The 25,073-nt window shown below is 72.8% G+C and carries 22 protein-coding genes and 1 tRNA gene; 13 read left to right on the plus strand and 10 right to left on the minus strand.

Features of this window, described 5'->3' with window-relative positions; all coding sequences use genetic code 11:
• Positions 1–35 precede the first annotated feature (35 nt).
• The 4 genes from rpoB to BKA22_RS20075 all read right to left on the minus strand — a co-directional run bounded on the left by rpoB (position 36) and on the right by BKA22_RS20075 (position 7,826).
• Entirely contained in the window at positions 36–3,545 is a 3,510-nt protein-coding gene (gene rpoB / locus BKA22_RS03530; RefSeq protein WP_146951480.1) for a DNA-directed RNA polymerase subunit beta, read from the minus strand.
• 407 nt (positions 3,546–3,952) lie between these two features.
• Entirely contained in the window at positions 3,953–4,342 is a 390-nt protein-coding gene (gene rplL / locus BKA22_RS03535; RefSeq protein WP_146951481.1) for a 50S ribosomal protein L7/L12, read from the minus strand.
• Between the two features lie 111 nt (positions 4,343–4,453).
• A complete protein-coding gene (rplJ, locus tag BKA22_RS03540) occupies positions 4,454–4,984 on the minus strand; it encodes a 50S ribosomal protein L10 (RefSeq protein WP_146951482.1) in 531 nt (176 codons plus the stop codon).
• 301 nt (positions 4,985–5,285) lie between these two features.
• Entirely contained in the window at positions 5,286–7,826 is a 2,541-nt protein-coding gene (locus tag BKA22_RS20075) for a CHAT domain-containing protein (RefSeq protein WP_179561623.1), read from the minus strand.
• Positions 7,827–8,013: 187 nt separating this feature from the next.
• Here BKA22_RS20075 and BKA22_RS03550 point away from each other — a divergent pair, with 187 nt between their 5' ends.
• The 3 genes from BKA22_RS03550 to BKA22_RS03560 are packed head-to-tail and all read left to right on the plus strand — an operon-like array spanning position 8,014 to position 10,650.
• Positions 8,014–9,426 (plus strand): S8 family peptidase, encoded by a 1,413-nt coding sequence (locus BKA22_RS03550; protein ID WP_179561624.1) that lies wholly within the window; start codon positions 8,014–8,016, stop codon positions 9,424–9,426.
• A gap of 2 nt (positions 9,427–9,428) precedes the next feature.
• Positions 9,429–10,142, plus strand: coding sequence for an RNA polymerase sigma factor (locus BKA22_RS03555; protein ID WP_146951485.1), 714 nt, complete (start codon positions 9,429–9,431; stop codon positions 10,140–10,142).
• On the plus strand, positions 10,123–10,650 hold the full coding sequence (locus BKA22_RS03560) for a hypothetical protein (RefSeq protein WP_146951486.1): 528 nt from the start codon (positions 10,123–10,125) through the stop codon (positions 10,648–10,650). The genes BKA22_RS03555 and BKA22_RS03560 overlap by 20 nt, the downstream gene beginning before the upstream one ends.
• A gap of 120 nt (positions 10,651–10,770) precedes the next feature.
• On the opposite strand, the gene rplA is transcribed toward BKA22_RS03560, so the two are convergent.
• The 5 genes from rplA to BKA22_RS03585 form a co-directional block, all read right to left on the minus strand.
• Positions 10,771–11,484, minus strand: coding sequence for a 50S ribosomal protein L1 (gene rplA / locus BKA22_RS03565; RefSeq protein ID WP_146951487.1), 714 nt, complete (start codon positions 11,482–11,484; stop codon positions 10,771–10,773).
• Positions 11,485–11,606: 122 nt separating this feature from the next.
• Entirely contained in the window at positions 11,607–12,038 is a 432-nt protein-coding gene (rplK, locus tag BKA22_RS03570; RefSeq protein WP_146951488.1) for a 50S ribosomal protein L11, read from the minus strand.
• A 73-nt stretch (positions 12,039–12,111) separates the two neighbouring features.
• The gene (nusG, locus tag BKA22_RS03575) at positions 12,112–12,984 is read right to left on the minus strand and encodes a transcription termination/antitermination protein NusG (RefSeq protein ID WP_146951489.1); all 873 of its coding nucleotides are present in this window, start codon (positions 12,982–12,984) and stop codon (positions 12,112–12,114) included.
• Between the two features lie 93 nt (positions 12,985–13,077).
• Positions 13,078–13,365 carry a preprotein translocase subunit SecE gene (gene secE, locus BKA22_RS19575; protein WP_146951490.1) on the minus strand — a complete coding sequence of 96 codons (288 nt, stop codon included), beginning with the start codon at positions 13,363–13,365 and terminating at the stop codon, positions 13,078–13,080.
• A gap of 133 nt (positions 13,366–13,498) precedes the next feature.
• Positions 13,499–13,571: transfer RNA gene (locus tag BKA22_RS03585), tRNA-Trp, on the minus strand.
• A gap of 201 nt (positions 13,572–13,772) precedes the next feature.
• Here BKA22_RS03585 and BKA22_RS03590 point away from each other — a divergent pair.
• The 10 genes from BKA22_RS03590 to BKA22_RS03635 all read left to right on the plus strand — a co-directional run bounded on the left by BKA22_RS03590 (position 13,773) and on the right by BKA22_RS03635 (position 23,890).
• Entirely contained in the window at positions 13,773–15,005 is a 1,233-nt protein-coding gene (locus BKA22_RS03590; RefSeq protein WP_179561625.1) for a pyridoxal phosphate-dependent aminotransferase, read from the plus strand.
• Positions 15,006–15,130: 125 nt separating this feature from the next.
• A complete protein-coding gene (locus tag BKA22_RS03595; RefSeq protein ID WP_146951491.1) occupies positions 15,131–16,102 on the plus strand; it encodes an ABC transporter ATP-binding protein in 972 nt (323 codons plus the stop codon).
• Positions 16,099–16,965: an ABC transporter permease gene (locus BKA22_RS03600; RefSeq protein ID WP_146951492.1), complete on the plus strand. Its 867-nt coding sequence runs from the start codon at positions 16,099–16,101 to the stop codon at positions 16,963–16,965. The genes BKA22_RS03595 and BKA22_RS03600 overlap by 4 nt, the downstream gene beginning before the upstream one ends.
• Positions 16,952–18,322: a sensor histidine kinase gene (locus BKA22_RS03605; RefSeq protein WP_223203407.1), complete on the plus strand. Its 1,371-nt coding sequence runs from the start codon at positions 16,952–16,954 to the stop codon at positions 18,320–18,322. The genes BKA22_RS03600 and BKA22_RS03605 overlap by 14 nt, the downstream gene beginning before the upstream one ends.
• Positions 18,319–18,951: a response regulator gene (locus BKA22_RS03610; protein ID WP_223203408.1), complete on the plus strand. Its 633-nt coding sequence runs from the start codon at positions 18,319–18,321 to the stop codon at positions 18,949–18,951. The genes BKA22_RS03605 and BKA22_RS03610 overlap by 4 nt, the downstream gene beginning before the upstream one ends.
• A 45-nt stretch (positions 18,952–18,996) precedes the next feature.
• Positions 18,997–20,607: a sensor histidine kinase gene (locus tag BKA22_RS03615; RefSeq protein ID WP_146951493.1), complete on the plus strand. Its 1,611-nt coding sequence runs from the start codon at positions 18,997–18,999 to the stop codon at positions 20,605–20,607.
• The gene (locus BKA22_RS03620; RefSeq protein ID WP_146951494.1) at positions 20,604–21,326 is read left to right on the plus strand and encodes a response regulator transcription factor; all 723 of its coding nucleotides are present in this window, start codon (positions 20,604–20,606) and stop codon (positions 21,324–21,326) included. Before BKA22_RS03615 ends, BKA22_RS03620 begins: the two co-directional genes overlap by 4 nt.
• A gap of 59 nt (positions 21,327–21,385) precedes the next feature.
• Positions 21,386–22,423: an adenosine deaminase gene (locus tag BKA22_RS03625; RefSeq protein WP_146951495.1), complete on the plus strand. Its 1,038-nt coding sequence runs from the start codon at positions 21,386–21,388 to the stop codon at positions 22,421–22,423.
• A 58-nt stretch (positions 22,424–22,481) separates the two neighbouring features.
• Positions 22,482–23,489, plus strand: a complete 1,008-nt coding sequence (locus BKA22_RS03630; protein WP_146951496.1) for a hypothetical protein — start codon at positions 22,482–22,484, stop codon at positions 23,487–23,489.
• Complete coding sequence (locus tag BKA22_RS03635; protein ID WP_146951497.1) at positions 23,486–23,890, plus strand: GntR family transcriptional regulator; 405 nt, start codon at positions 23,486–23,488, stop codon at positions 23,888–23,890. The genes BKA22_RS03630 and BKA22_RS03635 overlap by 4 nt, the downstream gene beginning before the upstream one ends.
• Before the next feature lie 19 nt (positions 23,891–23,909).
• On the opposite strand, the gene BKA22_RS03640 is transcribed toward BKA22_RS03635, so the two are convergent.
• On the minus strand, positions 23,910–25,064 hold the full coding sequence (locus tag BKA22_RS03640; RefSeq protein ID WP_371863647.1) for a UDP-N-acetylmuramate dehydrogenase: 1,155 nt from the start codon (positions 25,062–25,064) through the stop codon (positions 23,910–23,912).
• Positions 25,065–25,073 lie beyond the last annotated feature (9 nt).

A 25,073-nucleotide genomic window follows, 5' to 3' on the forward strand; every position in this document is an offset into this window, starting at 1 on the left:
GGTCCTCACGGGGAGGACCGCACCGTTGCTCGGCGTCAGATCTCTTCGATGCTGCTCGCGTTCGGGCGGCGGCTCAGGTCGATGCCGAGCTCCTCCGCCGCGCGGTAGACCTCGTCGTCGTTCTCCTTCATGTCGATGGAGACGCCGTCCGCGGACAGCACCTCGACGTTCAGGCAGAGCGACTGCATCTCCTTGAGGAGGACCTTGAAGGACTCCGGGATGCCCGAGTCGGGGATGTTCTCGCCCTTGACGATGGCCTCGTACACCTTCACGCGGCCGGGGACGTCGTCGGACTTGATGGTGAGCAGCTCCTGCAGGGTGTACGCAGCGCCGTACGCCTCGAGGGCCCACACCTCCATCTCACCGAAGCGCTGACCACCGAACTGCGCCTTACCACCCAGCGGCTGCTGCGTGATCATCGAGTACGGGCCGGTCGAACGGGCGTGGATCTTGTCGTCGACCAGGTGGTGCAGCTTGAGGATGTACATGTAGCCGACGGCCACCGGGTCCGGGAACGGCTCGCCGGAACGCCCGTCGAACAGGCGCGCCTTGCCGTCGGGCTGGACCATGCGGTCGCCGTCGCGGTTCGGCAGCGTCGACTGCAGCAGACCCGACAGGGCGTCCTCCTGCAGGCCGTCGAAGACCGGCGTCGCCACAGGGTTGCGGGGATCGCTGGTCGACGCGGGGGCCGGCACGTGGTCCTTCCAGGACAGGTCGCCCTCGGTCGCCAGCGAGATGTCCCAACCCTGCGACGCGATCCACCCGAGGTGGACCTCGAGCACCTGGCCGACGTTCATACGGCCGGGGACACCCATCGGGTTGAGGATGATGTCGACCGGGGTGCCGTCCTCGAGGAACGGCATGTCCTCGACGGGCAGGATCGTCGAGATGACGCCCTTGTTGCCGTGACGGCCGGCGAGCTTGTCACCCGCGGTGATCTTGCGGCGCTGGGCGATGTACACCCGGACCAGCTCGTTCACGCCGGCGGGCAGCTCGTCGCCGTCCTCACGGCTGAACGTGCGGACCTCGATGACCGTGCCGGACTCGCCGTGCGGCACCTTGAGCGAGGTGTCGCGGACCTCACGGGCCTTCTCGCCGAAGATGGCGCGCAGCAGGCGCTCCTCCGGGGTGAGCTCGGTCTCGCCCTTGGGCGTGACCTTGCCGACCAGGATGTCGCCCGCGTTGACCTCGGCACCGATGCGGATGATGCCGCGCTCGTCCAGGTCGGCCAGGACCTCCTCGGAGACGTTCGGGATGTCCCGCGTGATCTCCTCGGGGCCGAGCTTGGTGTCGCGCGCGTCGACCTCGTGCTCCTCGATGTGGATCGAGGAGAGCACGTCGTCCTGCACGAGGCGCTGCGACAGGATGATCGCGTCCTCGTAGTTGTGGCCCTCCCACGACATGAACGCCACGAGCAGGTTGCGGCCGAGCGCGAGCTCGCCCTCGTCCGTCGCGGGGCCGTCGGCGAGCACCGAGCCGACCTCGACGCGCGCGCCGGTGTCGACCAGCACGCGCTGGTTGTAGGACGTGCCCTGGTTCGAGCGGCGGAACTTGGCGACCCGGTGGGTCGTCGTCGTCGCGTCGTCGTTGGCGATGGTGATGAGGTCGGCCGAGACCTCGGTGACCACACCGGGCTTCGTGGCGACGATGACGTCACCGGCGTCGACGGCGGCACGACGCTCCATGCCGGTCCCGACGAACGGGGCCTCGGAGCGGACCAGCGGAACGGCCTGGCGCTGCATGTTCGCGCCCATGAGGGCACGGTTCGCGTCGTCGTGCTCGAGGAACGGGATGAGCGCGGTCGCGACCGACACCATCTGGCGCGGGGAGACGTCCATGTAGTCGACGGCGGTGCCGGTGACGTAGTCGATCTCGCCGCCCTTGGTGCGCACGAGGACGCGGTCCTCGGCGAACACGTTGTCGGCGTTCAGCAGCGCGTTGGCCTGGGCGATGACGTGACGGTCCTCGTCGTCGGCGGTGAGGTAGTGCACCTCGTCCGTGACGCGGCCGTCGTCAACCTTGCGGTACGGGGTCTCGACGAAGCCGAACGGGTTGATGCGCCCGTAGGTGGCCAGCGAGCCGATCAGACCGATGTTCGGGCCTTCAGGGGTCTCGATGGGGCACATGCGGCCATAGTGCGAGGGGTGGACGTCACGGACCTCCATGCCGGCACGGTCACGGGACAGACCACCGGGGCCCAGCGCGGACAGACGACGCTTGTGCGTCAGGCCGGCGAGCGGGTTGTTCTGGTCCATGAACTGCGACAGCTGGCTCGTCCCGAAGAACTCCTTGATGGAGGCCACGACGGGGCGGATGTTGATCAGGGTCTGCGGCGTGATGGCCTCGACGTCCTGCGTCGTCATGCGCTCGCGCACGACGCGCTCCATCCGGGACAGGCCCGTGCGGACCTGGTTCTGGATGAGCTCGCCGACCGCGCGGATGCGACGGTTGCCGAAGTGGTCGATGTCGTCCGGCTCGACGCGGATCTCGACAGCCTGACCGCCACGCACGCCCGGGAGGGCGGGCAGGTCGATGTGCAGCGACGCGAGGTACTTGATCGTCGCGACGACGTCGGCCAGCGAGAGGACCGAGTCGGCGAGCGGCACGTCCAGGCCGAGCTTCTTGTTCACCTTGTAGCGGCCGACCTTCGCCAGGTCGTAGCGCTTGGGGTTGAAGTAGAAGTTCTCCAGCAGGGCGCGTCCGGCCTCGACGGTCGGCGGCTCGCCCGGGCGGATCTTGCGGTACAGGTCGAGCAGTGCCTCGTCCTGGGTCTGGACGTGGTCCTTCTCGAGCGTGTCGATGACGGCCGGGTAGTTGGCGAACTCCTCGCGGATCTCCGACTCCGTCATACCGAGCGCCTTGAGCAGGACCGTGGCGTTCTGCTTGCGCTTGCGGTCCACGCGGACGCCGACGTTGTCGCGCTTGTCGATCTCGAACTCGAGCCAGGCACCACGGCTCGGGATGACCTTGGCCGTGAGGATGTCCTTGTCGGACGTCTTGTCGGCGACACGCTCGAAGTACACGCCCGGCGAACGGACCAGCTGCGAGACGACGACGCGCTCGGTCCCGTTGATGATGAACGTGCCGCGCTCGGTCATGAGCGGGAAGTCGCCCATGAAGACGGTCTGCGACTTGATCTCGCCGGTCGTGTAGTTGACGAACTCGGCCGTGACGAACAGCGGGGCGGCGAAGGTGAAGTCCTTCTCCTTGCACTCCTCGGCGGTGTACTTCGGCGGCTCGAAGCGGTGCTCGCGGAACGACAGCGACATGGAGCCGCCGAAGTCCTCGATCGGCGAGATCTCCTCGAAGATCTCCTCGAGACCGGCGGTCTCGGGGACGTCCTGACGGCCGTTCTCGAGGGCGGCGGCGACACGTGCCTGCCAGCGCTCGTTGCCCAGCAGCCAGTCGAAGCTCTCGGTCTGCAGACCGAGGAGGTCGGGGACCTCGAGCGGCTCGTGGATCTGTGCGAAGGAGATGCGGCGGGATGCGGTGCGGTTCGCGATGGCGTCGGCGGACGGTGCAGAAGGGGTGCGCGAGGCAGCCAAGAGGGGTCCTTCCCTGCGGATCGAGTGCACTCTGCGCAGGTCCCGGCGGGGTGCGATCCCCCGGCCGCACAGTCCCCAGGCGTCGCGCACGGTCGACTACGGGGGGCTCGGGTTATACGGGATCGCGGGCACAGGCCAGCGCAAAGCGCTAGCGTAGTCGAGGCGCGCAGCAAAGTCCAGCACACGTACTCAGCACCGACACCCCGCGGACCCCGCCGGGTGGTGCCGATGTGTTCTGACGGGCTGCCCTCCCGTCCGGACGACTACCTCGTCGCCGCGCACATGGTGGCACACGCCACCGACACCGAGGAAGTCGGGTCCACAGACCACGACGAAGGCCCGCACCCCGGAGGGGGTACGGGCCTTCGTGCACAGCCGCCGGCCCCGTCAGGACGGGACCGGTGAGATCACTTGAGGGTGACCGTGGCGCCAGCGCCCTCGAGAGCGGCCTTGGCCTTCTCGGCGGCGTCCTTGTTGACACCCTCCAGGACGGCCTTGGGGGCGGCGTCGACGAGGTCCTTGGCCTCCTTCAGACCGAGGGAGGTGAGGGCGCGCACCTCCTTGATGACCTGGATCTTCTTCTCGCCGGCGGCCTCGAGAACGACGTCGAACGAGTCCTTCTCCTCCTCGACCTCGGCCTCGGCACCGGCACCGGCACCGGCCGGGGCGGCCACGGCGACGGGGGCGGCGGCGGTGACCTCGAAGACGTCCTCGAACGCCTTCACGAACTCGGAGAGCTCGATGAGGGTGAGGCCCTTGAACTGCTCGATGAGCTCTTCGGTGCTGAGCTTCGCCATGATGGCGTTCCTTTCTTCGGTGCTCGGTCGGCCCGGTCAGCGGGTCCGCCGAAGCAGGGTGTGGGGGGTGTCGCGTCGCGCGACCAGGACGGCCCGGGGGGCCGCACCGGGTCAGGCAGCAGCGACTTCCGATTCCTGCTTCAGGCGCAGGGCATCGATGACACGAGCAGCCTGAGCGGTGTTCGCGGTGAAGACGTAGGCAGCCTGGTAGAGCTTGGCCTTCATCGCACCGGCCGCCTTGGCCAGGAGGACCTCACGGGACTCGAGGTCCGCGAGCTTGGTGATGTCCGCAGCGGTCAGGGCGCGTCCTTCGAGGACACCGCCCTTGATGACCAGTGCGGGGTTCGCCTTGGCGAAGTCACGCAGACCCTTGGCGGCCTCGACCGGGTCACCAGAGACGAAGGCGATCGCCGACGGGCCTGCAAGCGCGTCGTCGAGGCCCTCGAGGCCGGCTTCCTTGGCCGCGATCGCGGTCAGCGTGTTCTTCACCACGGCGTAGGTTGCGTTCCCGCCGAGCGCCTTGCGCAGCGACTTCAGCTGCGCGACGGTGAGCCCGCGGTACTCGGTCAGCACGGCCGCGTTCGACCCACGGAACAGGTCCGTGAGCTCTGCGACAGCGGCTGCCTTGTCCGGCCTCGCCATGGCAATCCTTCCGATGGTGGTGCCACCGGTCATCCCTGGTCCCGGACGCAGAAAGAGCCCCGGCGCAGGCGCGGGGCTCTCGGTGACACACCGTTCGTGAGGAACGGACGGCCGTACGTGAACTCTCGCCTGCGCTGGCCTCCGCTGCTGCGGGACTTCGGGCGACGGGTCCTGGGCGCTGCGCGTCCGGAACCATGTCGACGACCGGCGGTCTTGGGCGGGACAAGGCTACGGCACGGGCCCCGGGCGGCCAAATCCAGGGGCGCACCCGTCCCGAGCACGCCGGAGCGGGCGACGGCGGTCAGGCAGCCCCGTGGGCGCCGAAGGTGCACCAGTTGACGTAGCCGCCCGGCGTCTGCCGGTCGATGCCCGCGCGAGCCGCGTGCAGGGCGTGGGCCAGCGTGTCCCCCGACCGCAACCGGCGGTGCAGACCCACCATGAGGTCCACCGCCTCGACGTCCGGGATCGCGGCGATGCTCGCCACGACGCCCTGCGTGCCCTGGGCCAGCATCGCGCTCACCAGGCCCAGCACCTCGCCACCCGCGTACGCGACGTCCGCCCCGCCGTGGCACGACGCCAGCACGAGGCGCCGCGGGGCCGCGCCCGCCGCGTGCAGCTCCTGCACGGTGACCGGGCCGTCCGCGAGCGCCAGCGAGGAGAACATCGGGTTGTCCGCGCGCAGGGCGCCGTGGCACGCCAGGTGCCCCAGGTCGGCCTCGGCGAGCGCCCCGAGGACGACCTCGGCGGTGCTCTCCTGCGGCCCCAGCACCGTCGCGGCGGGGTGCAGGGCCGCGAGCGCGTCGACCTCCTCCCGCGCACCGTCCAGCTCCGGGCCCGCGACCAGGACCGTGCCGCCATCCCGGACCGTCGCGGCCTCGGCCGTACGCGCCCACAGCGTCGCCGACGGCGCCATCGCCACCGGCCCCTCGTGCAGGGCCGACCACGGCACACCGTGCAGCAGCCCGGCGGGCACCACCACGAGCTCGTCGTCCGGCCGCAGCCCGAGCGGCGCGACCAGCATGCGGTGCAGCTCGTCGACACGCAGGTCGGCGCTCGCGCGTGCCGCGTCCGACGAGGCCGACGCCCGCGGGTTGGCCAACCGACGCAGGGCGAAGAACAGGGCACGGAGCTGGTCGTCGACCTCGGCCTCCTGCCCGAGCTCGACGACCCGGCTGCGCGAGCGCCGCACGACCACCGCCACGAGGCGTCCCCCGTGCCGTCCGTACTCGACGAGCACGCGGTCGCCCAGCGCGTCGCGCAGCGGGCCCAGGCCGAAGACCTGCGCACGCTCGACGCCGCGCTCGTCCTGGACGACATCCCTCGTCCAGGACGACGCCCTCTCCCGGACCTGCTCCTCGACGTCCGCCACGACCTCCGCCGTCGCGCCGGCACGGGTGGTCGTGTCGAACCCGCTCGCGAGCCGCTGGCGTCGATCCCGGGCCCGCGGGCTCGTGGTCGGCTCGGCAGGGACCCGGGTGAGCAGGGCTGCGGCGCGCGTGCGCTCCATCCACTCCAGCACCCGGGCGGGCGAGCTCTGCCGCAGCACGACGCCCAGACCGAGCTCGCCGAGCTCGGCACCGTGCCCGGAGGCCAGGGCGCGCAGCTCCATCGTCGGCAGGCTCGCCCGGTGGCCCGCCAGATCGCGCAGCCCTGCCCGGCAGGCCGCGAGCACGTCGGTGTGGCGGTCGGCCACCCGGGCGGCCAGGGCGACGGCCAGTCGCCCGCGCACCCGCACGAGCACGGCCCCGCCCGAGGCCAGCCGACCCGCCCGGCCGAGCTCGGTGAGCGCGACCTCGCGACGGTCCTCCGCCATGGCGAGCCGACCGGCCACCAGGTGGGCCTGCACGGCGCCCGGCAGGTTCCCGCCGCGCTCGAGCCGGGCCGCCGCGCGACGGACCGCCGCGAGCTCCGTCGCCGTGGCCTCCCCCGCCAGCCGCCGGGCCTCGACGCCCACGAGCAGAGCCCGGTCGCGCCACGCCCCCCGACGTTGCCGGTCGAGCGCGGCGACGGCCGTCTCGGCCGTCACTCGCGCGGCCTCCAGGTCACCCTCGAGCAGCGAGATCTGCGCGAGGCGCAGCCGTGCCTCGGCCCCCATGAACGGCACGTGCGCGGCCTCGAACTCCTCGACGGCACGCCGCGCCGCCGTGGACGCCTCCGGGAGCAGGCGCAGGTCGGCCATCGTGTCGGCGTACTCCGCGTAGTACTCCCCCAGCGGCAGGCCGGCGTCGGCGTACACGCGGGCCGCCTCGTCGAAGTCGCGCAGCCCGAGCGCGAGCCGACCGGACTGCACCCGGATCCACGCGCGGCTCTGCAGCACCGGGGCCAGCGCCGCCGGCCCCAGCCGTGCCGCGACCTCCACGGCCTGCTCGACCCACTCCAGGGCCTCGTCGTACGCGCCGCGGTGCGCGATGACGAACCCGAGGTTGTTCAACAGCTTGTACCGGTCGGTGTCGGTGAGCCACGGGTCGCGCGCGAGCTCGCGCAGCCGCGGCTCGGCCCTCTCCATACGGCCGGCATTGGCGTCCGACGTCGCCTGCTGCATGCGGATGCGGGCCGCCGCGAGGCTGCGCTCCTCGCCCTCGGGGGCGTCCACGAGCGCCTCGAGGGCCGCGTCGAGGTCCCGGCGGGCGGCGGCCGCACGACCCATCTCCTGCCGGACGGCATGCCGGGTCATGCGCACGTGCACCACGAGGAGCCCGTCGCCCGAGCGCCGACCCAGGCGCAGCGCCTCCGCCAGCAGCCGATCGGCCGTGCCGTGGTCCCAGCGGGACCGGTGCGCCCAGGCGAGCGCACGCAGCGACCAAGCCAGCGCGCGCAGGTCCCCCGCAGCCCGGCTGGCCACGACGGCCTCCTGGGCGAGCTGCTCCCCCCGACGCGGATCGGCTCCGACCGTGTCGAAAAGTAGGCGCGCGTGTATCAGGAGCGACTCTGGGCGCTCTGAAGAGGTGGACCGGCCCCCCGCCAGGGGTCGGTCGGGTGGGGACCCGTCCGACACACAGCGGATCTTAGGCCGACGAACAGGAGCAGACGTGACGACAACCGGCGACGTCGGGCGCGAGGGAGCACCCTTCGGGGACGACTACCGCGACCTGGCCGAGGGGCGCCCGAGCTCGCGCACCTATCAACGCGTGCAGCAGCAGGTGACCGACCTGCGGGTCAGCAGGTCGAACCCGGGCGTGCAGCGCGAGCTGAGCAGGGCCATCTCCAGCCGGTACCAGGAGCGGCGCGACCGCCAGCTCGGCTGGATCGCCGGGACCGGCGGCGTCGACGTGCTGCTCGTCGACGGCGAGGTGCTCATCACCGACCGCACGTGGGCGCACCGCGGCGCCCGCGAGTACCTGCTGCGACGCGGGCTGCGGGAGGCCGAGCTGGGGTGCCCCGAGCTCGAGTCGCGCCTGACCAGGCTGGTCACCGACGACCCCGACAACCCCGTCGAGCTCGAGCGGCTCGACGACACCGTGGCCGAGCTGCGCGCCCGTGGGTTCGCGGCCTCCCTCACGCACGTCACCCCGATGTCCCCCATCATCAAGAACCTCGGCGGGCCGGCCCTCGGCGAACCGCTCGGCGCCTTCGCCGACTACCCCGCGTTCGGGCGGGACGGCAGCGGCCAGGCCGCCAAGGTCGCCGTCATCGACACCGGGATCGACGGCAAGCTCCGCGGCGACGGCTGGCTGAACGGCGTCGTGCGCTACCGGGACGACCCGGCCACGCACGCCAACGAGTCGAACATCGACCTGCTCGACAACGACCCGCCGGACGGGTTCCTCGACTTCGCCGCCGGGCACGGCACGTTCGCGGCAGGGATCGTCGCGCAGGTCGCCCCAGGCGCCGACATCTCCGTCTTCCGCGCGTTGCGCGGCGGCGGTGCGGGCAGTGAGCTCGAGGTCGCATGCGCACTCGTGCGAGCCGTCCGGGAGGGCGCGCAGATCGTCAACCTGTCGCTCGGGTCGCACACCCGGTACGACCAGCCCTCGCTGGCGATCGCGGCCGCGCTCGAGGTGGTCGGCGAGATCGAGGCCGAGCGAGGCGAGGAGGTGCTCGTCGTGTGCGCCGCCGGCAACTACGGCGACACGACACCCACGTGGCCCGCGGCCTTCCGCCGCGTCGTCTCCGTCGGTGCGGTCTCCGCGAACCTCAAGCCGACCACGTGGTCGAGCCGCGGGTTCTGGGTCGACTGCTCGACCGTCGGCGAGGGCGTCCTGTCCACGTTCGTCGAGGGCAGCGAGTCGTACGAGTACACGTCCGAGCCCGACACGTTCGGGGAGGACGCCTTCGCCCGGTGGAGCGGCACCTCGTTCGCAGCCCCGCAGATCGCCGGCGGTGTCGCACGACTCGTGCAGGAGCACGGCCTGTCGCCGCGGGAGGCCTACACGCGGCTGCTCGCCGCGGGTGTGCCCGTTCCCGACTTCGGGCAGGCCATGAGCATCCTCCCTGGGCTGTGATCATGGCTGACACCGTGCTCGTGGGGCGGGATGATGGCCGCCACGGGCACGTCACGACGAGCGAGAGGGGGTGGGTCGTGGACGTCACCGATGTCGACGACCCCTACCGGGGCTGGGGCACCACCGCCCTGGTCGCGGGGGCGCTCACAGGGGACGAAGGCGCGTGGAACGAGATCGTCCGCCGGCACGTGCCGGCGGTGCTCGCGCAGATCCGCCAGTTCCGGCTCGCGCCGGAGCACGCGGAGGACGTCGCGCAGACGGTCTGGCTGAACCTGCTGGAGAACCTGGACCGGCTCCGGGACCCGGCGGCACTGCCCGGCTGGATCTCGACGACCGCCCGCCACGAGTGCATCCGGATGACCAACCGCAACAAGCGGTCGGTCCCGGTGGACCCGCAGACGGGCAGCCTGGACGTCGGCGTGCACCAGGACCTCGACGAGGGCATGGACCAGGTCGAGCGCTACCGCGCGCTGCGCGAGGGGCTCGCCCAGCTGCCCGACCACCAACGCGAGCTGCTGCTCATGCTCGCCACCGATCCACCGCTCAGCTACCAGGAGATCTCCGCACGACTGGGGATCCCCATCGGCTCGATCGGACCGACCCGGGGTCGCGGGCTCGCCCGCCTTCGACAGACCCCAGCCATCAAGAACTACCTCGCGGCGAACGCCCACGCCGCGTTCGGGGAAGGGGGCGACAGTGTCCTGGCACTCGACTGACGGAGCCGACGGCACCGATCGGAGCACCGGCGTCCGCTGGGCGGACGACGACCACCTCGGCGAGGACCTCGCTGCGGCGCTGGCGGACGGCCCGCTGTACGAGCGGGTGGTCGGCAGCGCGCAGACGGCCTTCCGGGCGCACCGCGGCATGCTCGCCGCACGGGAGGACCTCGACCTGGACCTCCTGCTGCTCTCGCTCGTGTACGACTCGAGCGAGAGTCCGCAGGCTTCCGGCGTCCGGGACCGCACGGGCGGCAGCTCGCGGGTCCTGGCCTTCCAGGGCAACGACCTGGGCGTCGAGGTGGAGGTCGAGGCGACCTCCATCGAGGGGCAGCTGATCCCGCCGCGACCCGGCCGGATCAGCCTGCAGTCCCCCGACGCCGTGGTCACGACCCTGGAGACCGACGCCGTCGGCTACTTCCGGATCGACGTGCGTCCCCAGGGGCCGCTGCGGCTCGTGTGCGACAGCATCGACGGCACGTGCGTGACCCAGTGGCTGCCGTGGTGACCGGCTGACCCTGGGCCCGGTACGCATGGCGTACGGCACGGACGAAGGCCCGGACCCCCTCGGGGGTCCGGGCCTTCGTCGTCCAGCGTGCCGCTCAGGCGGCGAGGTCGACGGTCACCGTCAGGCCTCGTCCTCCGTCAGGTTCCGCGTCTTGTTCTGGTCGACGAGGATGCCGGGGCCGTTCGTCGTCGAGAACGTCGCCTTGGTGATGTAGCGACCCTTCGAGGCGGACGGCTTCAGACGCAGGACCTCGTCGAGCGCGGCGGCGTAGTTCTCCACCAGCGAGGTGTCCGAGAAGGAGGTCTTGCCGATGATGAAGTGCAGGTTCGCGTGCTTGTCGACGCGGAACTCGATCTTGCCACCCTTGATGTCGGCGACGGCCTTGGCCACGTCCATCGTCACGGTGCCGGTCTTCGGGTTCGGCATGAGACCGCGCGGGCCCAGGACCTTGCCCAGTCGACCGACCTTGCCCATGAGGTCCGGCGTCGCGACGGCGGAGTCGAAGTCGGTGTAGCCGGCCGCGACCTTCTCGATGAGCTCGTCGCCACCGACCTCGTCGGCACCCGCGGCGCGGGCCTGCTCGGCGCGCTCACCCGTCGCGAAGACGATGACGCGGGCGGTCTTGCCGGTGCCGTGAGGCAGGTTGACCGTGCCACGGACCATCTGGTCCGACTTGCGCGGGTCGACACCGAGGCGGAAGGCCACCTCGACGGTCGCGTCGTACGTGGTCGTGGACGTCGCCTGGGCCAGGCGGACGGCCTCGAGGGGCGAGTACAGCCGGCCGGCCTCGATCTTCTCGGCGGCGGTGCGGTACGCCTTGCTGTGCTGTGCCATCTGCTCGTTCTCCTTGATCAGCAGTCGTGGTCGTCGGGCCGCACGCGGGCCCTGCCACTGGTGGTTCCTTGCGGAGCCGCGGCACGTCGGGTGACGTGCCGCGGCGGTGTCGTGCGGCTGGGTCAGCCCTCGACGGTGATGCCCATCGACCGGGCGGTGCCGGCGATGATCTTCTCGGCGGCCGCGATGTCGTTCGCGTTGAGGTCCTCGAGCTTGGTGCTCGCGATCTCGGTGACCTGCGCGGCGGTGAGCTTGGCGACCTTCACCGTGTGCGGCGTCGGGGAGCCCTTGGCCACACCGGCGGCCTTCTTGATGAGCTCGGCGGCCGGCGGCGTCTTCGTGATGAAGGTGAACGAGCGGTCCTCGTACACCGTGATCTCGACGGGGATGACGTTGCCGCGCTGGGCTTCCGTCGCCGCGTTGTAGGCCTTGCAGAACTCCATGATGTTGACGCCGTGCTGACCGAGCGCCGGACCGATCGGCGGCGCGGGGGTGGCCGCGCCGGCCTTGATCTGGAGCTTGATCAGGCCGGTGACCTTCTTCTTCGGGGGCATGTGCCTTCCGTTCGTGTCGTGGGCCGACGCCGTGGGCGATGACCCGGTTGCAGTGCTGCCGTCCGGCGTGGGATCAGATCTTGGCGACCTGGCTGAACGAGAGCTCGACCGGGGTCTCCCGGCCGAAGATCGAGACGAGCACCTTGAGCTTCTGGCTCTCGGCGTTGATCTCCGAGATCGTCGCCGGCAGGGTGTCGAAGGGGCCGTCGGTGACGGTGACCGACTCGCCGACCGTGAAGTCGACCTCGACGGCCGGGGCGGACTTGGAGGCCCCACCGGCCGCGGCGGCCGCGGCCTTCGGCTGCAGCGACGAGGCGAGCATCGAGAAGACCTCGTCGAGCGTGAGCGGCACCGGCTGGTGGGTGTGGCCGACGAAGCCGGTGACGCCCGGCGTGTGCCGGACGGCGCCCCACGACTCGTCGGTCAGGTCCATGCGCACGAGGACGTAGCCGGGGATACGGACGCGCTTGACGACCTTGCGCTGCGCGTTCTTGATCTCCACGACCTCCTCCATGGGGACCTCCACCTGGTAGATGAAGTCCTCCATGTTGAGGCTCTGCGTGCGGTTCTCGAGGTTCGCCTTCACGCGGTTCTCGTAGCCGGCGTACGAGTGGATGACGTACCAGTCGCCGGGCTGACGACGCAGCTGGGCCTTGAACGCGGCGACCGGGTCCTCGTCGGGGTCGTCCAGGACGTCGGCGGTCTCGACCGCGCCGTCCTCGTCGGTCTCGGGCTCCTCGTCGGTGCCCTCCTCGTCGGAGCCGTCCTCGTCGCCGGTCTCGGCGTCCTCGTCCACGGACGACTCGTCCGCCGGCTCCGCGCCGACCTCGTCGACATCGGCGTCGGTGCCCTCGACGACGGGTGCCTCGACGGCCTCGACCGACGCGACGGCGTCCTCGAGCTCGATCTCGGCGCCCACGGTGGGCTCCTGCGACTCCTGCGACACGGGCGAACCTGCTTCCTCGTTTGGCGTGCTGTGCGGACCGCGGTCAGCGGCGGTGGCGTGGCGGGGTCGACCCCGGCCGCCGGTGGCGACGGATCAGCCGCCGAACGCCCAGAGCGTCAGCTGGCCGATGCCGAGGTCCACCACGGTGACGAACGCCATGACCACCGCGACGAACACGAGCACCACCGAGGTGTAGGTCACCAGCTCCGAACGCGTCGGGCGGACGACCTTCTTCAGCTCGGCGACGACCTGACGCACGAACAGGGCGATGCGCCCGCCGAGGCCGCGCTTCTTCTCGTCCTTGCCGGCGCCCTTGGGCGCGAGGGCGCCAGCCGCCGAACCCTCGGCGTCGGACGCTGCCGCCGCTGCGGTATCGCTCACGTCTGGCCCCTACGTCTCGTCGTGTGTCCTCAGTGGTGTGCCATGACACCGTCTGGACCGACGCGAGGCGCCGGACCGGCCGGCGGTCCTGCTCACACACCCCGCTCCGGTCACCGGAACGGGGTCGCGTGCGCAGGGCAGACAGGACTCGAACCTGCAACCTGCGGTTTTGGAGACCGCTGCGCTACCAATTGCGCCACTGCCCTACGACGGCTCCACCACCATGCCGGACGCGCCGGGGCACGACCGATCATGGCGGACGTCAACCGCCGGGCGCCCACTGTACGCGACACGAGGACCGAGGTCGAACCGGACGACAGACCTACGACGGGACGACGCCAGACCTGTGCCGGACGGACGACGGACACGCCCCGCGACCCGTGGTGCACCTCTGCCAGTATGGACCGGTGAGCGAGCACGCATCGACCTCGTCCTCCGTCCGCCCCCGCGTCTCGGCGCGCCTGGCCGCGATCGCCCCGTCGGCGACGCTGGCCGTCGACGCGAAGGCGAAGGCGCTGAAGGCCGCCGGCCGGCCGGTCATCGGCTTCGGCGCCGGCGAGCCGGACTTCCCGACGCCCGCCCCGATCGTCGCCGCCGCGGTCGCCGCCGCGCAGGACCCGGCGAACCACCGGTACACACCGGCCGCCGGGCTGCCCGCGCTCAAGGAGGCCATCGCCGCCAAGACGCTGCGGGACTCCGGCTACGCGGTCGACCCGGCGTCCGTGCTCGTCACCAACGGCGGCAAGCAGGCCGTGTTCCAGGCGTTCGCCGCACTCGTCGACCCCGGCGACGAGGTGCTGCTGCCCGCGCCGTACTGGACGACCTACCCCGAGGCGATCCGGCTGGCCGGCGGCGTGCCCGTCGAGGTCTTCGCCGGCGTCGACCAGGGCTACCTGGTCACGGTCGAGCAGCTCGAGGCCGCACGGACCCCCCGGACCAAGGTGCTGCTGTTCAACTCCCCGTCCAACCCGACCGGTGCGGTGTACTCCCCCGAGCAGACCGAGCAGATCGGCCGCTGGGCGCTCGAGCACGGCATCTGGGTCATCACCGACGAGATCTACGAGCACCTCACCTACGACGACGCCGTGTTCACGCCGATCGTGCGCGCCGTGCCCGAGCTGGCCGACACGACGATCGTGCTCAACGGCGTCGCCAAGACCTACGCGATGACCGGCTGGCGCGTGGGCTGGATGATCGGGCCGAGCGACGTCATCAAGGCGGCGACGAACTTCCAGTCGCACCTGACCTCGAACGTCGCCAACGTCTCGCAGCGGGCCGCGATCGCCGCGCTGAGCGGCGACCTGGCCGCGGTGCACGAGATGCGCACCGCGTTCGACCGTCGTCGGCGCACCATGGTCGAGATGCTCTCGGCGATCGACGGGGTCGTCTGCCCTGCGCCGCAGGGCGCGTTCTACGCCTACCCGTCGGTCGAGGGCGTGCTGGGGCGGACGATCCGAGGCGTCACCCCGACCACGTCGGCCGAGCTCGCCGCGCTCATCCTCGAGCAGGCCGAGGTGGCGGTCGTGCCCGGCGAGGCCTTCGGGCCCAGCGGGTACCTGCGCCTGTCGTACGCGCTGGGCGACGAGGACCTGGTCGAGGGCGTGGCCCGCATCCAGCGCCTGCTGGCCGAGGCCGAGTGAGGTCAGGGCACCCCGACCGCCTCGCACGCCCGTGAGGACCGACGCGGCCGTCCACCGATCGGTGGACGGCCGTAGCCGTCGGTCGGCCCTCGCGCGGGTGCGGGCGACAGGGCCAGGCTGGGGGCATGACCACCACCCAGGCTGACGCACCCGCGGTCGACGTCCGCGGCCTGCGCAAGCGCTACGGCACCAAGCAGGCCGTCGACGGTCTCGACCTGACGGTCCACCGGGGCGAGATCTTCTCGATCCTGGGTCCCAACGGCGCCGGCAAGACCACGACGGTCGAGATCCTCGAGGGGTACCGGCACCGCGACGAGGGGCACGTGCGGGTGCTCGGCCAGGACCCGCAGACCGCGGATCGCGCCTGGCGGTCCCGGATCGGCGTCGTGCTGCAGAGTGCGAACGACCTGGCCGAGGCCACCGTCGCCGAGCTTGTCCACCACTTCGCCCTGTACTACCCCCGCCCGCGCGACCCCGAGCAGGTGATCGACGCGGTCGGTCTGCGGGAGAAGACCGGCACCCGGGTGCGGCAGCTGTCCGGCGGGCAGCGGCGGCGCCTCGACGTGGCCCTCGGCATCATCGGCGGCCCCGAGCTGCTGTTCCTCGACGAACCGACCACCGGGTTCGACCCGCAGGCACGACGCTCGTTCTGGGACCTCATCGAGGCGCTCCGCGACGAGGGGACGTCGATCCTGCTGACCACGCACTACCTGGACGAGGCCGAGCGGCTGGCCGACCGCGTCGCCGTGGTGCGCGACGGGCAGGTCGTCGCCCTGGGCAGCCCGCAGGAGCTCGGTGGGCGCGACGCCCGGCTCACCGTGGTGCGCTGGACCCAGGACGGGCAGGTGCGCGAGGAGCGCACGAGCAGCCCGACCCGCGCGGTGGCCGCGCTGGCCGCGACCTTCGACGGTGAGGTGCCGGGGCTGCAGGTGCTGCGGCCGACCCTCGAGGACGTGTACCTCGGGCTGATCGCCGACGCCGACGGGGAGCACCCGGCCGGTCGGCACGACCCTGCGACCGAGGGCAGCCCCACCGGATCCCCCGGTCCGACCGACCCCGCCTCCGGACGGGTCGACACGACGGAGGCGGTCCGATGACCACGACGCTCACACCGGCCCGCCACGGCGGGGCGGGTACCGGCGGCCCGAACCGGCTGCCCGGGGTGCTGCGGCTCGCTGCCGCCCGCACCGTGCACGAGCTGCGGCTCTACTTCCGCGAGCGCGACGCCGTCGTGTTCATCTTCGCGTACCCGGTCATCATGCTCGCGATCTTCGCGACGGTGTTCGGCAGGGACGGGGCGACGGTCGGCGACCCGGCGATCCCGTTCTCGCAGTACTTCCTGCCGGGCATGGTCGCCACCGGCGTCATGCTGTCCAGCTTCCAGAACCTCGCGATCTCGATCGCCGTCGAACGGGACGAGGGTTCGCTCAAGCGGTTGCGCGGCACGCCGATGCCCCCTGCCGCCTACTTCCTGGGCAAGGTCGGGCAGGTGCTCGTCAGCTCGCTCGTCCAGACAGCGCTGCTGCTCGTGGTCGCGGCCGTCGTGTTCGGCGTGCCGATGCCGTCGACCACGCAGGCGTGGGCGACGTTCGCCTGGGTGTTCGCCCTGGGCACGGCGACCGGGTCGGTGTGCGGCGTCGCCTTCTCCTCCGTACCCCGGTCCGGCCGGGCCGCGAGCGCGGTCGTCACCCCGGTGGTCCTCGTGCTGCAATTCATCTCCGGGGTCTTCTTCCAGTACGACCAGCTGCCGACGTGGATGCAGCAGGTGGCGTCGCTGTTCCCGCTCAAGTGGATGGCGCAGGGCATGCGCTCGGTGTTCCTGCCCGAGCAGGCCGAGGCGTGGGAGGTCTCGGGCTCGTGGCAGCACCCGCAGACCGCGATCGTGCTGACCGTGTGGCTCGTCGTCGGGCTCGTGGTGGGCGTCAAGACGTTCCGGTGGCAGCGCCGTGACGACGGCTGAGACCCCCTCGGCACGCGCCGACTTCTGGGAGCGGTCGCTGCAAGGGTGGGACGTCGCGTTCTACGCGATGACCGCCCTCGCGGCGGTCGCGGCGTTCGCCGACCCGCGTGGTGTTCCACCGGTGCCGCTGGCCCTCGCGTTCGCGGTGCTCGTCGCGGCCTACACGCTGCTCGGCCGCCGCGGCGCGCGACGCGGCGATCGTCGGCTCGCCGACGCGTACCTCGCGGTGCTCATCGTCGTGACCGTCACTGTCGTCGCGCTGGCCGACCAGGGGCAGGTGCTGCTGTTCGTCGCGTACTCCCAGATCTGGTACCTCGCGGAGAACCGTCGGATCGGGGTCTGGCTGGTCACCCTGCTCACGGCGGGCGTCGCCGTGCCCGTGCTCGTGCAGACCGACGGCGGACCCGCCGCGCTGCTGACGACCGTCGCCCAGCTCGCGCTCGCGCTCGCGTTCAGCATCGTGCTCGGCCTGTGGCTCACCCAGGTCGCCGAGCGCGGCGAGGAGCGGGCGATCCTGCTCGAGCAGCTCGAGGCGGCGCAGGCCGAGCTGGCGGCGACCCACCACGGGGCGGGCGTGCTCGCCGAACGGGCACGCGTCGCCCAGGAGATCCACGACACGCTCGCGCAGGGCTTCACGAGCGTCGTGATGCTCGCCCAGACCGTCACCGCCGAGCTCGAGGCCGACCGCACCGCCGAGGCGCTGGACCGGGTCGCGCAGATCGAGCAGGTGGCCCGGGAGAACCTCGCCGAGGCTCGTGCGCTCGTCGCAGCCTTCGGGCCGGCGGCCTTGCAGGACGGCGGACTGGTGGAGGCGCTCGGGCGGCTCGCGCGGCGGTTCGAGGCGGAGACGGGCGTGCAGGTCGAGGTGCAGGTCGTGGGGCACGTGACGGGCACGGGCGAACGGCTCGGGAAGGACACCGAGGTGGTCCTCCTGCGTGCCGCGCAGGAGGCGCTGGCCAACGTGCGCAAGCACGCGCACGCACGCCGGGTCGTCCTGCACCTCGCACTCGACCCTGCCGGGGCGGCCGACGCGGTCGATGCGGGCGACGGGCCGCAGGTGCGGCTCGAGGTCGTCGACGACGGGCGGGGCCTGCCCGCAGGCACGGTCGAGGGCGTGGGCCTGCGCGGCATGCGCGACCGGGTGCACGCCGGGGGCGGGTCCGTCGAGGTCGGCGACGCACCCGGCGGCGGGGCGCGGGTGCTGCTGCGGCTTCCGGTCGACGGGCCCCGCACCGGTAGCCGACCTGGACCTGACTCCGGGGCTGGCTCCGCTGCCGGCTCCGGATCTGGAGCCGTGCCCGGGCCCGATGCCCCCCGACCGCCCTCACCGACCCCGACCCCTGGAGGCCACCCGTGACCCGGATCCGCGTGCTCGTGGTCGACGACCACCCGGTGGTCCGGTCGGGTCTGGTCGGCATGCTCGGCGTGGAGCCCGACATCGAGGTCGTCGGCGAGGCCGCCGACGGCGACGAGGCCGTCACGCTCGCCACCGCGCTGCGTCCCGACCTCGTGCTCATGGACCTGCGGATGCCGGGCACGGACGGAGCCACCGCGACCGGGCGCATCGTCGCCGAGCTCCCCGGGGTGCACGTCCTGGTGCTGACGACCTACGAGACCGACACCGACATCCTGCGGGCCGTCGAGGCCGGGGCAACCGGCTACCTGCTCAAGGACACCCCGCGCGACCAGCTGGTCGCCGGGGTGCGGGCCGCGGCCCGGGGCGAGGCCGCGCTGTCCCCCTCGGTCGCACTCCGGCTCGTGCAGCAGGTCCGGGGCGGAGACATCGAGCGGGTGACGCCCCGCGAGCGCGAGGTGCTGGCCGGGGTCGCGCGCGGGCTGTCGAACGCCGCGATCGGACGCGAGCTGTTCATCACCGAGGCGACCGTGAAGACCCACCTGCTGCGGGTCTTCGCCAAGCTCGGGGTCGACGACCGGACCAGGGCCGTGACGATCGCGATCGAGCGCGGGATCCTGCCGACCTCCTGATCGCGGGCCTGTCGGAGCGCGTCCACGCTCCCCCATACTGGGCGGATGCCCCAGCGCGTCGCGTCCGGTGAGCCGCCGCGCGCCGAGGCCCGGCCCGCGGGTTCGTGGAGCGCCCGGCTCACGGTGCGGGCGCGCGTCATGGCGGCGTCCATCGCGATCGCGGCGATCACGGTCCTCGTGGCCGGGACCACGGCCTACGGGCTGCAGACGCAGCAGACCGACGACAGGATCGACGACTCGCTGCGCCGCGCCGTCACCGCGTTCGAGTCGCTCGCCGCGCAGGACGACCCGCAGACCCACGAGCCGTTCACGTCCGTGTCACGGCTGCTGAACGAGGCCGTGCGCAGCCGGGTGCCCGGCGAGCACGAAGGGGTGCTGACGCTGCAGGGCGGCATCCCGCTGTGGCTGCCGGCCCCCGAGACACGCGGCGTACGGCTCGAGCAGGACCCCGAGCTCGTCGCCGCGCTCGACGCGCTCGGCCCCGACGCGCCGGCCGTCCCCCGGACCGTGCGCACCTCCGCGACCGAGTACCGGCTCGTGGCCGTGCGCGTACAGGTCGGCGAGGACACCGCGGGGATGTTCGTCGTCGCGACCGACAGGTCGGCCGAGCTCGGCGGGCTGACCCGCACCTACGCGCTGTACTCCGTCGTCGGCATGTTCACCCTCGTCCTGGTCGGCGCGGTGTCGTGGCACGTCGTCGGCCGACTGCTCGCGCCGATCCGGTTGCTGCGGGACACGGCCCGGAGGGTCACCGAGTCGGACCTGTCCGAGCGCATCGAGGTCACCGGGCACGACGACCTGTCGGACCTGGCCCGCACGGTCAACGCGATGCTCGACCGGCTGCAGCGCGCCTTCGGCTCCCAGCGCGAGCTCCTCGACGACGTCGGCCACGAGCTGCGCACCCCGCTGACCATCGTGCGCGGTCATCTCGAGCTGCTGGACCCGCACGACCCGGAGGACGTGCAGGCCACGCAGGCCCTCGCGCTCGACGAGCTCGACCGCATGCACCGGCTGGTGGACGACCTGGTCACGCTCGCCACGGCCGACCGACCGGACTTCGTGCGGTTCGCACCGACCGACGTGGGTCGGCTCACCGACGACGTGCACGACAAGGCGCGCGGCCTCGGTGACCGACGGTGGGTCGTCGGGGCGCGCGCGGACGTGACGGTGCTGCTCGACGAGCAGCGGGTCACGCAGGCGTGGCTGCAGCTCCTGGCGAACGCCGTGCGGTTCTCGTCGGACGGCAGCACGGTGCGCATCGGCAGCGAGGTCGCCGGGGACCGCCTGCTGCTGTGGGCGCGCGACGAGGGGCGCGGCGTCCCGCCGGACCAGGTGCCGCTGATCTTCGAGCGGTTCCACCGGGGGCAGGCCGACCGCACGGCGCACGGCGCGGGCCTGGGGCTGCCGATCGTGGCCGCCATCGCCGCCGCTCACCAGGGCAGGGTCCTGGTCGAGCAGCCGCCCCCAGGGCGCGGACCCGGTGCCGTGTTCGTCCTGGACCTGCCGGCACGCGACCGCGTGGACGGTGCTGCACCAGGGGTGCGGGACGGACAGGACGAGCACGACGGGCGGGACGGGACGCACGGGGGCGACCTGGACACAGGGGGCGCTGACCAGGGATCCTTCGTCGACGCCGAGCTCGTGGAGAACGCATGACGCACATCCTGATCGTCGAGGACGAGGAACGCATCGCCGCGTTCGTCGCCAAGGGGCTGCGCGCGGCCGGCTACACCACGACCGCTGTGACGAGCGGCCGCGAGGCCCTGGCCCTGGTCCGCAAGGGCGGGGTGCACCTGGTGATCCTCGACCTCGGGCTCGTCGACGTGGACGGCTTCGAGGTGCTCCGGCGCATCCGCGACGACCAGAACCCCGTGCCGGTCGTGGTGCTCACGGCCCGCACGTCGGTCAGCGACACCGTGGCGGGGCTCGAGCACGGCGCCGACGACTACGTCCCCAAGCCGTTCCGGTTCGAGGAGCTGCTCGCGCGGGTGCGGCTCCGGCTGCGGGCGCAGGGATCGACCGGCGAGGTCGCCGTGCTCACGCACGGCCCGTTGCAGCTGGACCTGCACGCCCGACGGATGCGGGTGCGTGATCGCGAGGTGGACCTGTCGGCCCGGGAGTTCGCACTGGCCGAGACGTTCCTGCGCCACCCTGGGCACGTGCTGACGCGCGAGCAGCTCCTCTCGCTCGTGTGGGGGTACGACTTCGACCCGGGCTCGAACGTCGTGGACGTGTACGTGCGCTACCTGCGCCGCAAGCTCGGGGCCGAGCACTTCGAGACGGTGCGCGGGCTCGGCTACCGCCTGGTCGACGCCGAGGCCCGCGACCGCGGCACCGCCGGCGCTGCCGGCGCTGCCGGCGCTGTCCGGGTCTGAGCGAGCTCCGCGCGAGCGCACGGTCGGGGCATGCGACCCTGCCTGGCAGACTGACGCCCGTGCGCGACCTGGCCCTGCTCCCCAAGGCCCACCTGCACCTGCACTTCACGGGGTCGATGCGCCCGGGCACGCTGGCCGAGCTGGCCGCGGCCCACCGGGTCCGCCTGCCGTCGGCGCTGCTCGACGACGACCCGCTGCACGTCCCGGCGGACGAGCGCGGCTGGTTCCGGTTCCAGCGCCTGTACGACGCGGCCCGGGCGTGCGTGCGGGGCGAGGCGGACATGCGCCGGATCGTCGCGGAGGCCGTGGCGGACGACGCCGCGGAGGGTTCGGGCCGGCTCGAGATGCAGGTGGACCCGACCTCGTACGCCCCGTTCGTCGGGGGCATCACGCCGGCTCTGGAGATCGTGCTCGACGCGGCCCGTGAGGCCGGCGCGCGGCACGGGGTGAGCGTCGGGGTCGTCGTGGCGGCCTCGCGCATGCGGCACCCGCTCGAGGCGCGGACCTTGGCCCGGCTGGCCGCGCGGTATGCCGGCGACGGCCAGGGCGAGGTCGTCGGCTTCGGGCTGTCGAACGACGAGCGCCGGGGCGAGACCGCCGCGTTCGCGCCGGCGTTCGCGATCGCCCGGCGGGCGGGGCTCGCGTCCGTGCCGCACGGTGGTGAGCTGCTCGGCCCGGGGCACGTCGAGGACGTGCTGGGGCACCTGCACCCGGACCGGCTCGGGCACGGGGTGCGTGCCGGCGAGGACCCCCGCGTGCTCGAGCGGGTGGTCGCCTCGGGCGTCGCACTGGAGGTCTGCCCGGCCTCGAACGTGTCGCTGGGCGTGTACGACGACGCACGGCACGTGCCGTTGCGGGCGCTGGTGGCCGCGGGGGCGACCGTGGCGCTGGGGGCGGACGACCCGTTGCTGTTCCGGTCGCGTCTGCTCGCGCAGTACGAGACGGCGCGGACGGTGCACGGCTTCTCGGACGACGAGCTGGCCGGGCTTGCGCGGGCGTCGATCCGGGCGTCACGGGCGTCGGCGGACGTGCGGGCACGACTGCTGGCCGGTGTCGACGCCTGGTTGGCGACGCCGGAGCGGGTGCCCACGGCTTGACAGGTCGGCCCGACACCGTTTGTATCAATGTACTGACTCATTGATCGAAGGGTGCCTCATGCACGTCCTCGTCCTGCTCGTCGGGCTCGCCGTCCTCGCGCTGGCAGTCGGCGGCACCGTGGCACTGGTCGTGCTCGTGGCCGGCGGGCGCCAGGGACCCGCCCCGGCGAGCGCCGCCTGGACCCCGCCACCGGTGAGCGTGCCCGCCGCGTTCGCCGCCGCGCGCCGCCACGCCGCCGCGACCACCACACTCGCCTGGGCAGCGCTGCTGCTCGCCCCCTGGCTGCTGCTCCCGCTCGCCCGGAGCACCGGCGGGCTGCAGGCAGGGGTGCTGATCGGCCTGACCCCCGCCGTCGCCGGGGCGGCGCACCTCGCCGTGCACGCCGCCGGAGAGCTGACCTGGCCGCGCCCCACCGGGACGGTCCGTCGGGCACTGCTGTCGCCACGACGGGTACGGGACCTCGCCCCGCACGGGCTGCGCACGCTCACCTGGGTGATCGCCGGCGCGATCCTCGTGCTGCTCGCGGTCGCCGCCGCCACCGCTGACGGCGACGGGCGCTCGCTCACCGTCGTGCACGGCGACGCGATCACGAGCTCGGCCGGTCCGTACCCCGGTGCGTTCTACGGGCTGCCGCTCGCGGCCGCCACGCTCGTCGTCCTCGCCGGCACCGAGGCCGTGCTGCGGCTCGTCGCGCGCCGACCCGCCGTCGCCGACACCTCGACCTCCGACGACCACCGGCTGCGGCGGGCCTCGTCGGCACGCGTGCTCGCCGGGTCGCAGGTCGTGCTCGGCCTCACGCTGGCCGGGGTCCTGACGACGGCAGGCCATGCCGCACGCACCGCCGCGCAGCCCGGCCTCGCCGGGTCCGCGCCGGACCCGTTCACACCCGCGCTCCAGGCCGTCGCTGCGCTCGGCACGGCCGGCGTCGTCCTCGGCACCGTCCTCGTACCGGCCAGCCTCGTCCTGACCGCGTGGACCCTGGTGCGCAGCACCGTGCCGGCGCCCACGACGCCCACGCCGACCGACCGCGCCGACTCGCGCCCGACCCCCACCACCGCCGCATGAGCGTCTCGCTCGAGGTGGCGCTCGACTCGGGCGTGCCCGTCTACGAGCAGATCCGCACGCAGGTCGTCGCCCACGTCGCGGCCGGACGACTCGCCGTGGGCGACCGGCTCCCGACCATCCGCGCGCTCGCGGCCGACCTGGGCGTCGCCCCCGGCACCGTCGCGCGCGCGTTCCGCGAGCTCGAGCAGGCGGGTGTCGTCGCGACACGGCGGCGGACCGGCACGGTGGTCGCCGCGCGCGGCGCGGACGTCGGCCCGCTGCTCGCCGCGCAGGCCTACGTCCGCGCCGCCCGCGAGGCCGGGCTGACCGATGAGGACGCGCTCACCCTCGTGCGCGGTGCCCTGCTCGGCGCCGCCGAGCCGACGACAGCCGACCGGTCGGGATCGATCGGTCCGACCTGAGCCCGACGCGGGCGGCGGCTCAGAGGCTGACGCCGACGAGCACCGGCTCCGGCTCGAGCTCGACGCCGAAGCGATCACGCACTCCGTCGCGCACCTGACGGGCCAGGGCCAGCACGTCCGCCGTGGTCGCCGCACCCCGGTTCGTCAGGGCGAGCGTGTGCTTCGTGGACAGGGTCGCGGGCCCGGGCGCCCCGAAGCCCTTGCTGAACCCCGCGTGCTCGATCAGCCACGCCGCGCTCGACTTGACCCTGCCGTCGGCGGCGGGGAACCGCGGCGCGTCGGCCGGCAGGGCGTCGGCCGCGGCCTGCTCCAGCAGCGGGTTCGTGAAGAACGACCCGGCGCTCGCCGTGTCCGGGTCGGCCGGGTCGAGCACCATGCCCTTGCCCGCCCGCAGCGCGAGCACGGCCGCACGGACCTCGGCCAGGGGTGCGCGCCCACCGATGCTCGTCCCGAGCGTGCGGGCGAGCTCGGCGTAGGCGATCGGTGACGAGAGCGTCCCGGGCCGCAGCTGGAACGTCACGTCGAGCACGACGTAGCGGGGCGTGGGCGCCCAGGGCGCGGCGGGATCGGACGGGTCGGCGGCGCGCATCGACCGCTTGAGCAGCGAGCTGCGGTACCCGAACGCGAGCGTGACAAGCGGCAACGTGCGCACGCGGCCACGCGCACGGTCCCAGACCCGCACGTGCGCGATCGACTGGGAGACCTCCTGGCCGTACGCGCCGACGTTCTGCACGGGCGCCGCACCGGTGGACCCGGGGATCCCGGACAACGCCTCGACGCCGTGCAGACCCTGCTCGACCGCGTACGCGACCACCTGGTCCCACGGCGTGCCGGCAGGCACGGTGAGCGTGACGCCCGCGCAGGCCGACGCGTCGGGCACGGCGATGCCCCCGCGCACGTCACGGACCACCACGCCCTCGAACCCGGTGTCCGCCACGACCACGTTCGACCCGCCGCCCAGCACGAGCACGGGTTCGGCGGCGGCGTCGGCGTCACGGACGACGTCGATGAGGTCCTGCTCGGTCGACGTCTCGACGTACCGCCGGGCGGGACCACCGACCCGCAGGGTCGTCAGCTCGGCCAGGGTCGGCACGGTGCCGGGTGGCTGCAGGGCGCGGGGCGGCACCCCGGGCAGCGGGCTCGGGGCGGGCAGGTCGCAGGCGTCGAGCTCCACCCGCACAGG

It is taken from the genome of Cellulomonas soli, from assembly GCF_013409305.1.
Lineage (GTDB): Bacteria > Actinomycetota > Actinomycetes > Actinomycetales > Cellulomonadaceae > Cellulomonas > Cellulomonas soli.

Bases quoted from the DNA above. Each gene is read 5' to 3' on its own strand.
- rplL (WP_146951481.1), bottom strand. From the start codon at position 4,342: ATGGCGAAGCTCAGCACCGAAGAGCTCATCGAGCAGTTCAAGGGCCTC.
- rplJ (WP_146951482.1), bottom strand. From the start codon at position 4,984: ATGGCGAGGCCGGACAAGGCAGCCGCTGTCGCAGAGCTCACGGACCTG.
- BKA22_RS03555 (WP_146951485.1), top strand. From the start codon at position 9,429: ATGGCTGACACCGTGCTCGTGGGGCGGGATGATGGCCGCCACGGGCAC.
- rplA (WP_146951487.1), bottom strand. From the start codon at position 11,484: ATGGCACAGCACAGCAAGGCGTACCGCACCGCCGCCGAGAAGATCGAG.
- rplK (WP_146951488.1), bottom strand. From the start codon at position 12,038: ATGCCCCCGAAGAAGAAGGTCACCGGCCTGATCAAGCTCCAGATCAAG.
- BKA22_RS03595 (WP_146951491.1), top strand. From the start codon at position 15,131: ATGACCACCACCCAGGCTGACGCACCCGCGGTCGACGTCCGCGGCCTG.
- BKA22_RS03600 (WP_146951492.1), top strand. From the start codon at position 16,099: ATGACCACGACGCTCACACCGGCCCGCCACGGCGGGGCGGGTACCGGC.
- BKA22_RS03615 (WP_146951493.1), top strand. From the start codon at position 18,997: ATGCCCCAGCGCGTCGCGTCCGGTGAGCCGCCGCGCGCCGAGGCCCGG.
- BKA22_RS03620 (WP_146951494.1), top strand. From the start codon at position 20,604: ATGACGCACATCCTGATCGTCGAGGACGAGGAACGCATCGCCGCGTTC.
- BKA22_RS03630 (WP_146951496.1), top strand. From the start codon at position 22,482: ATGCACGTCCTCGTCCTGCTCGTCGGGCTCGCCGTCCTCGCGCTGGCA.
- BKA22_RS03635 (WP_146951497.1), top strand. From the start codon at position 23,486: ATGAGCGTCTCGCTCGAGGTGGCGCTCGACTCGGGCGTGCCCGTCTAC.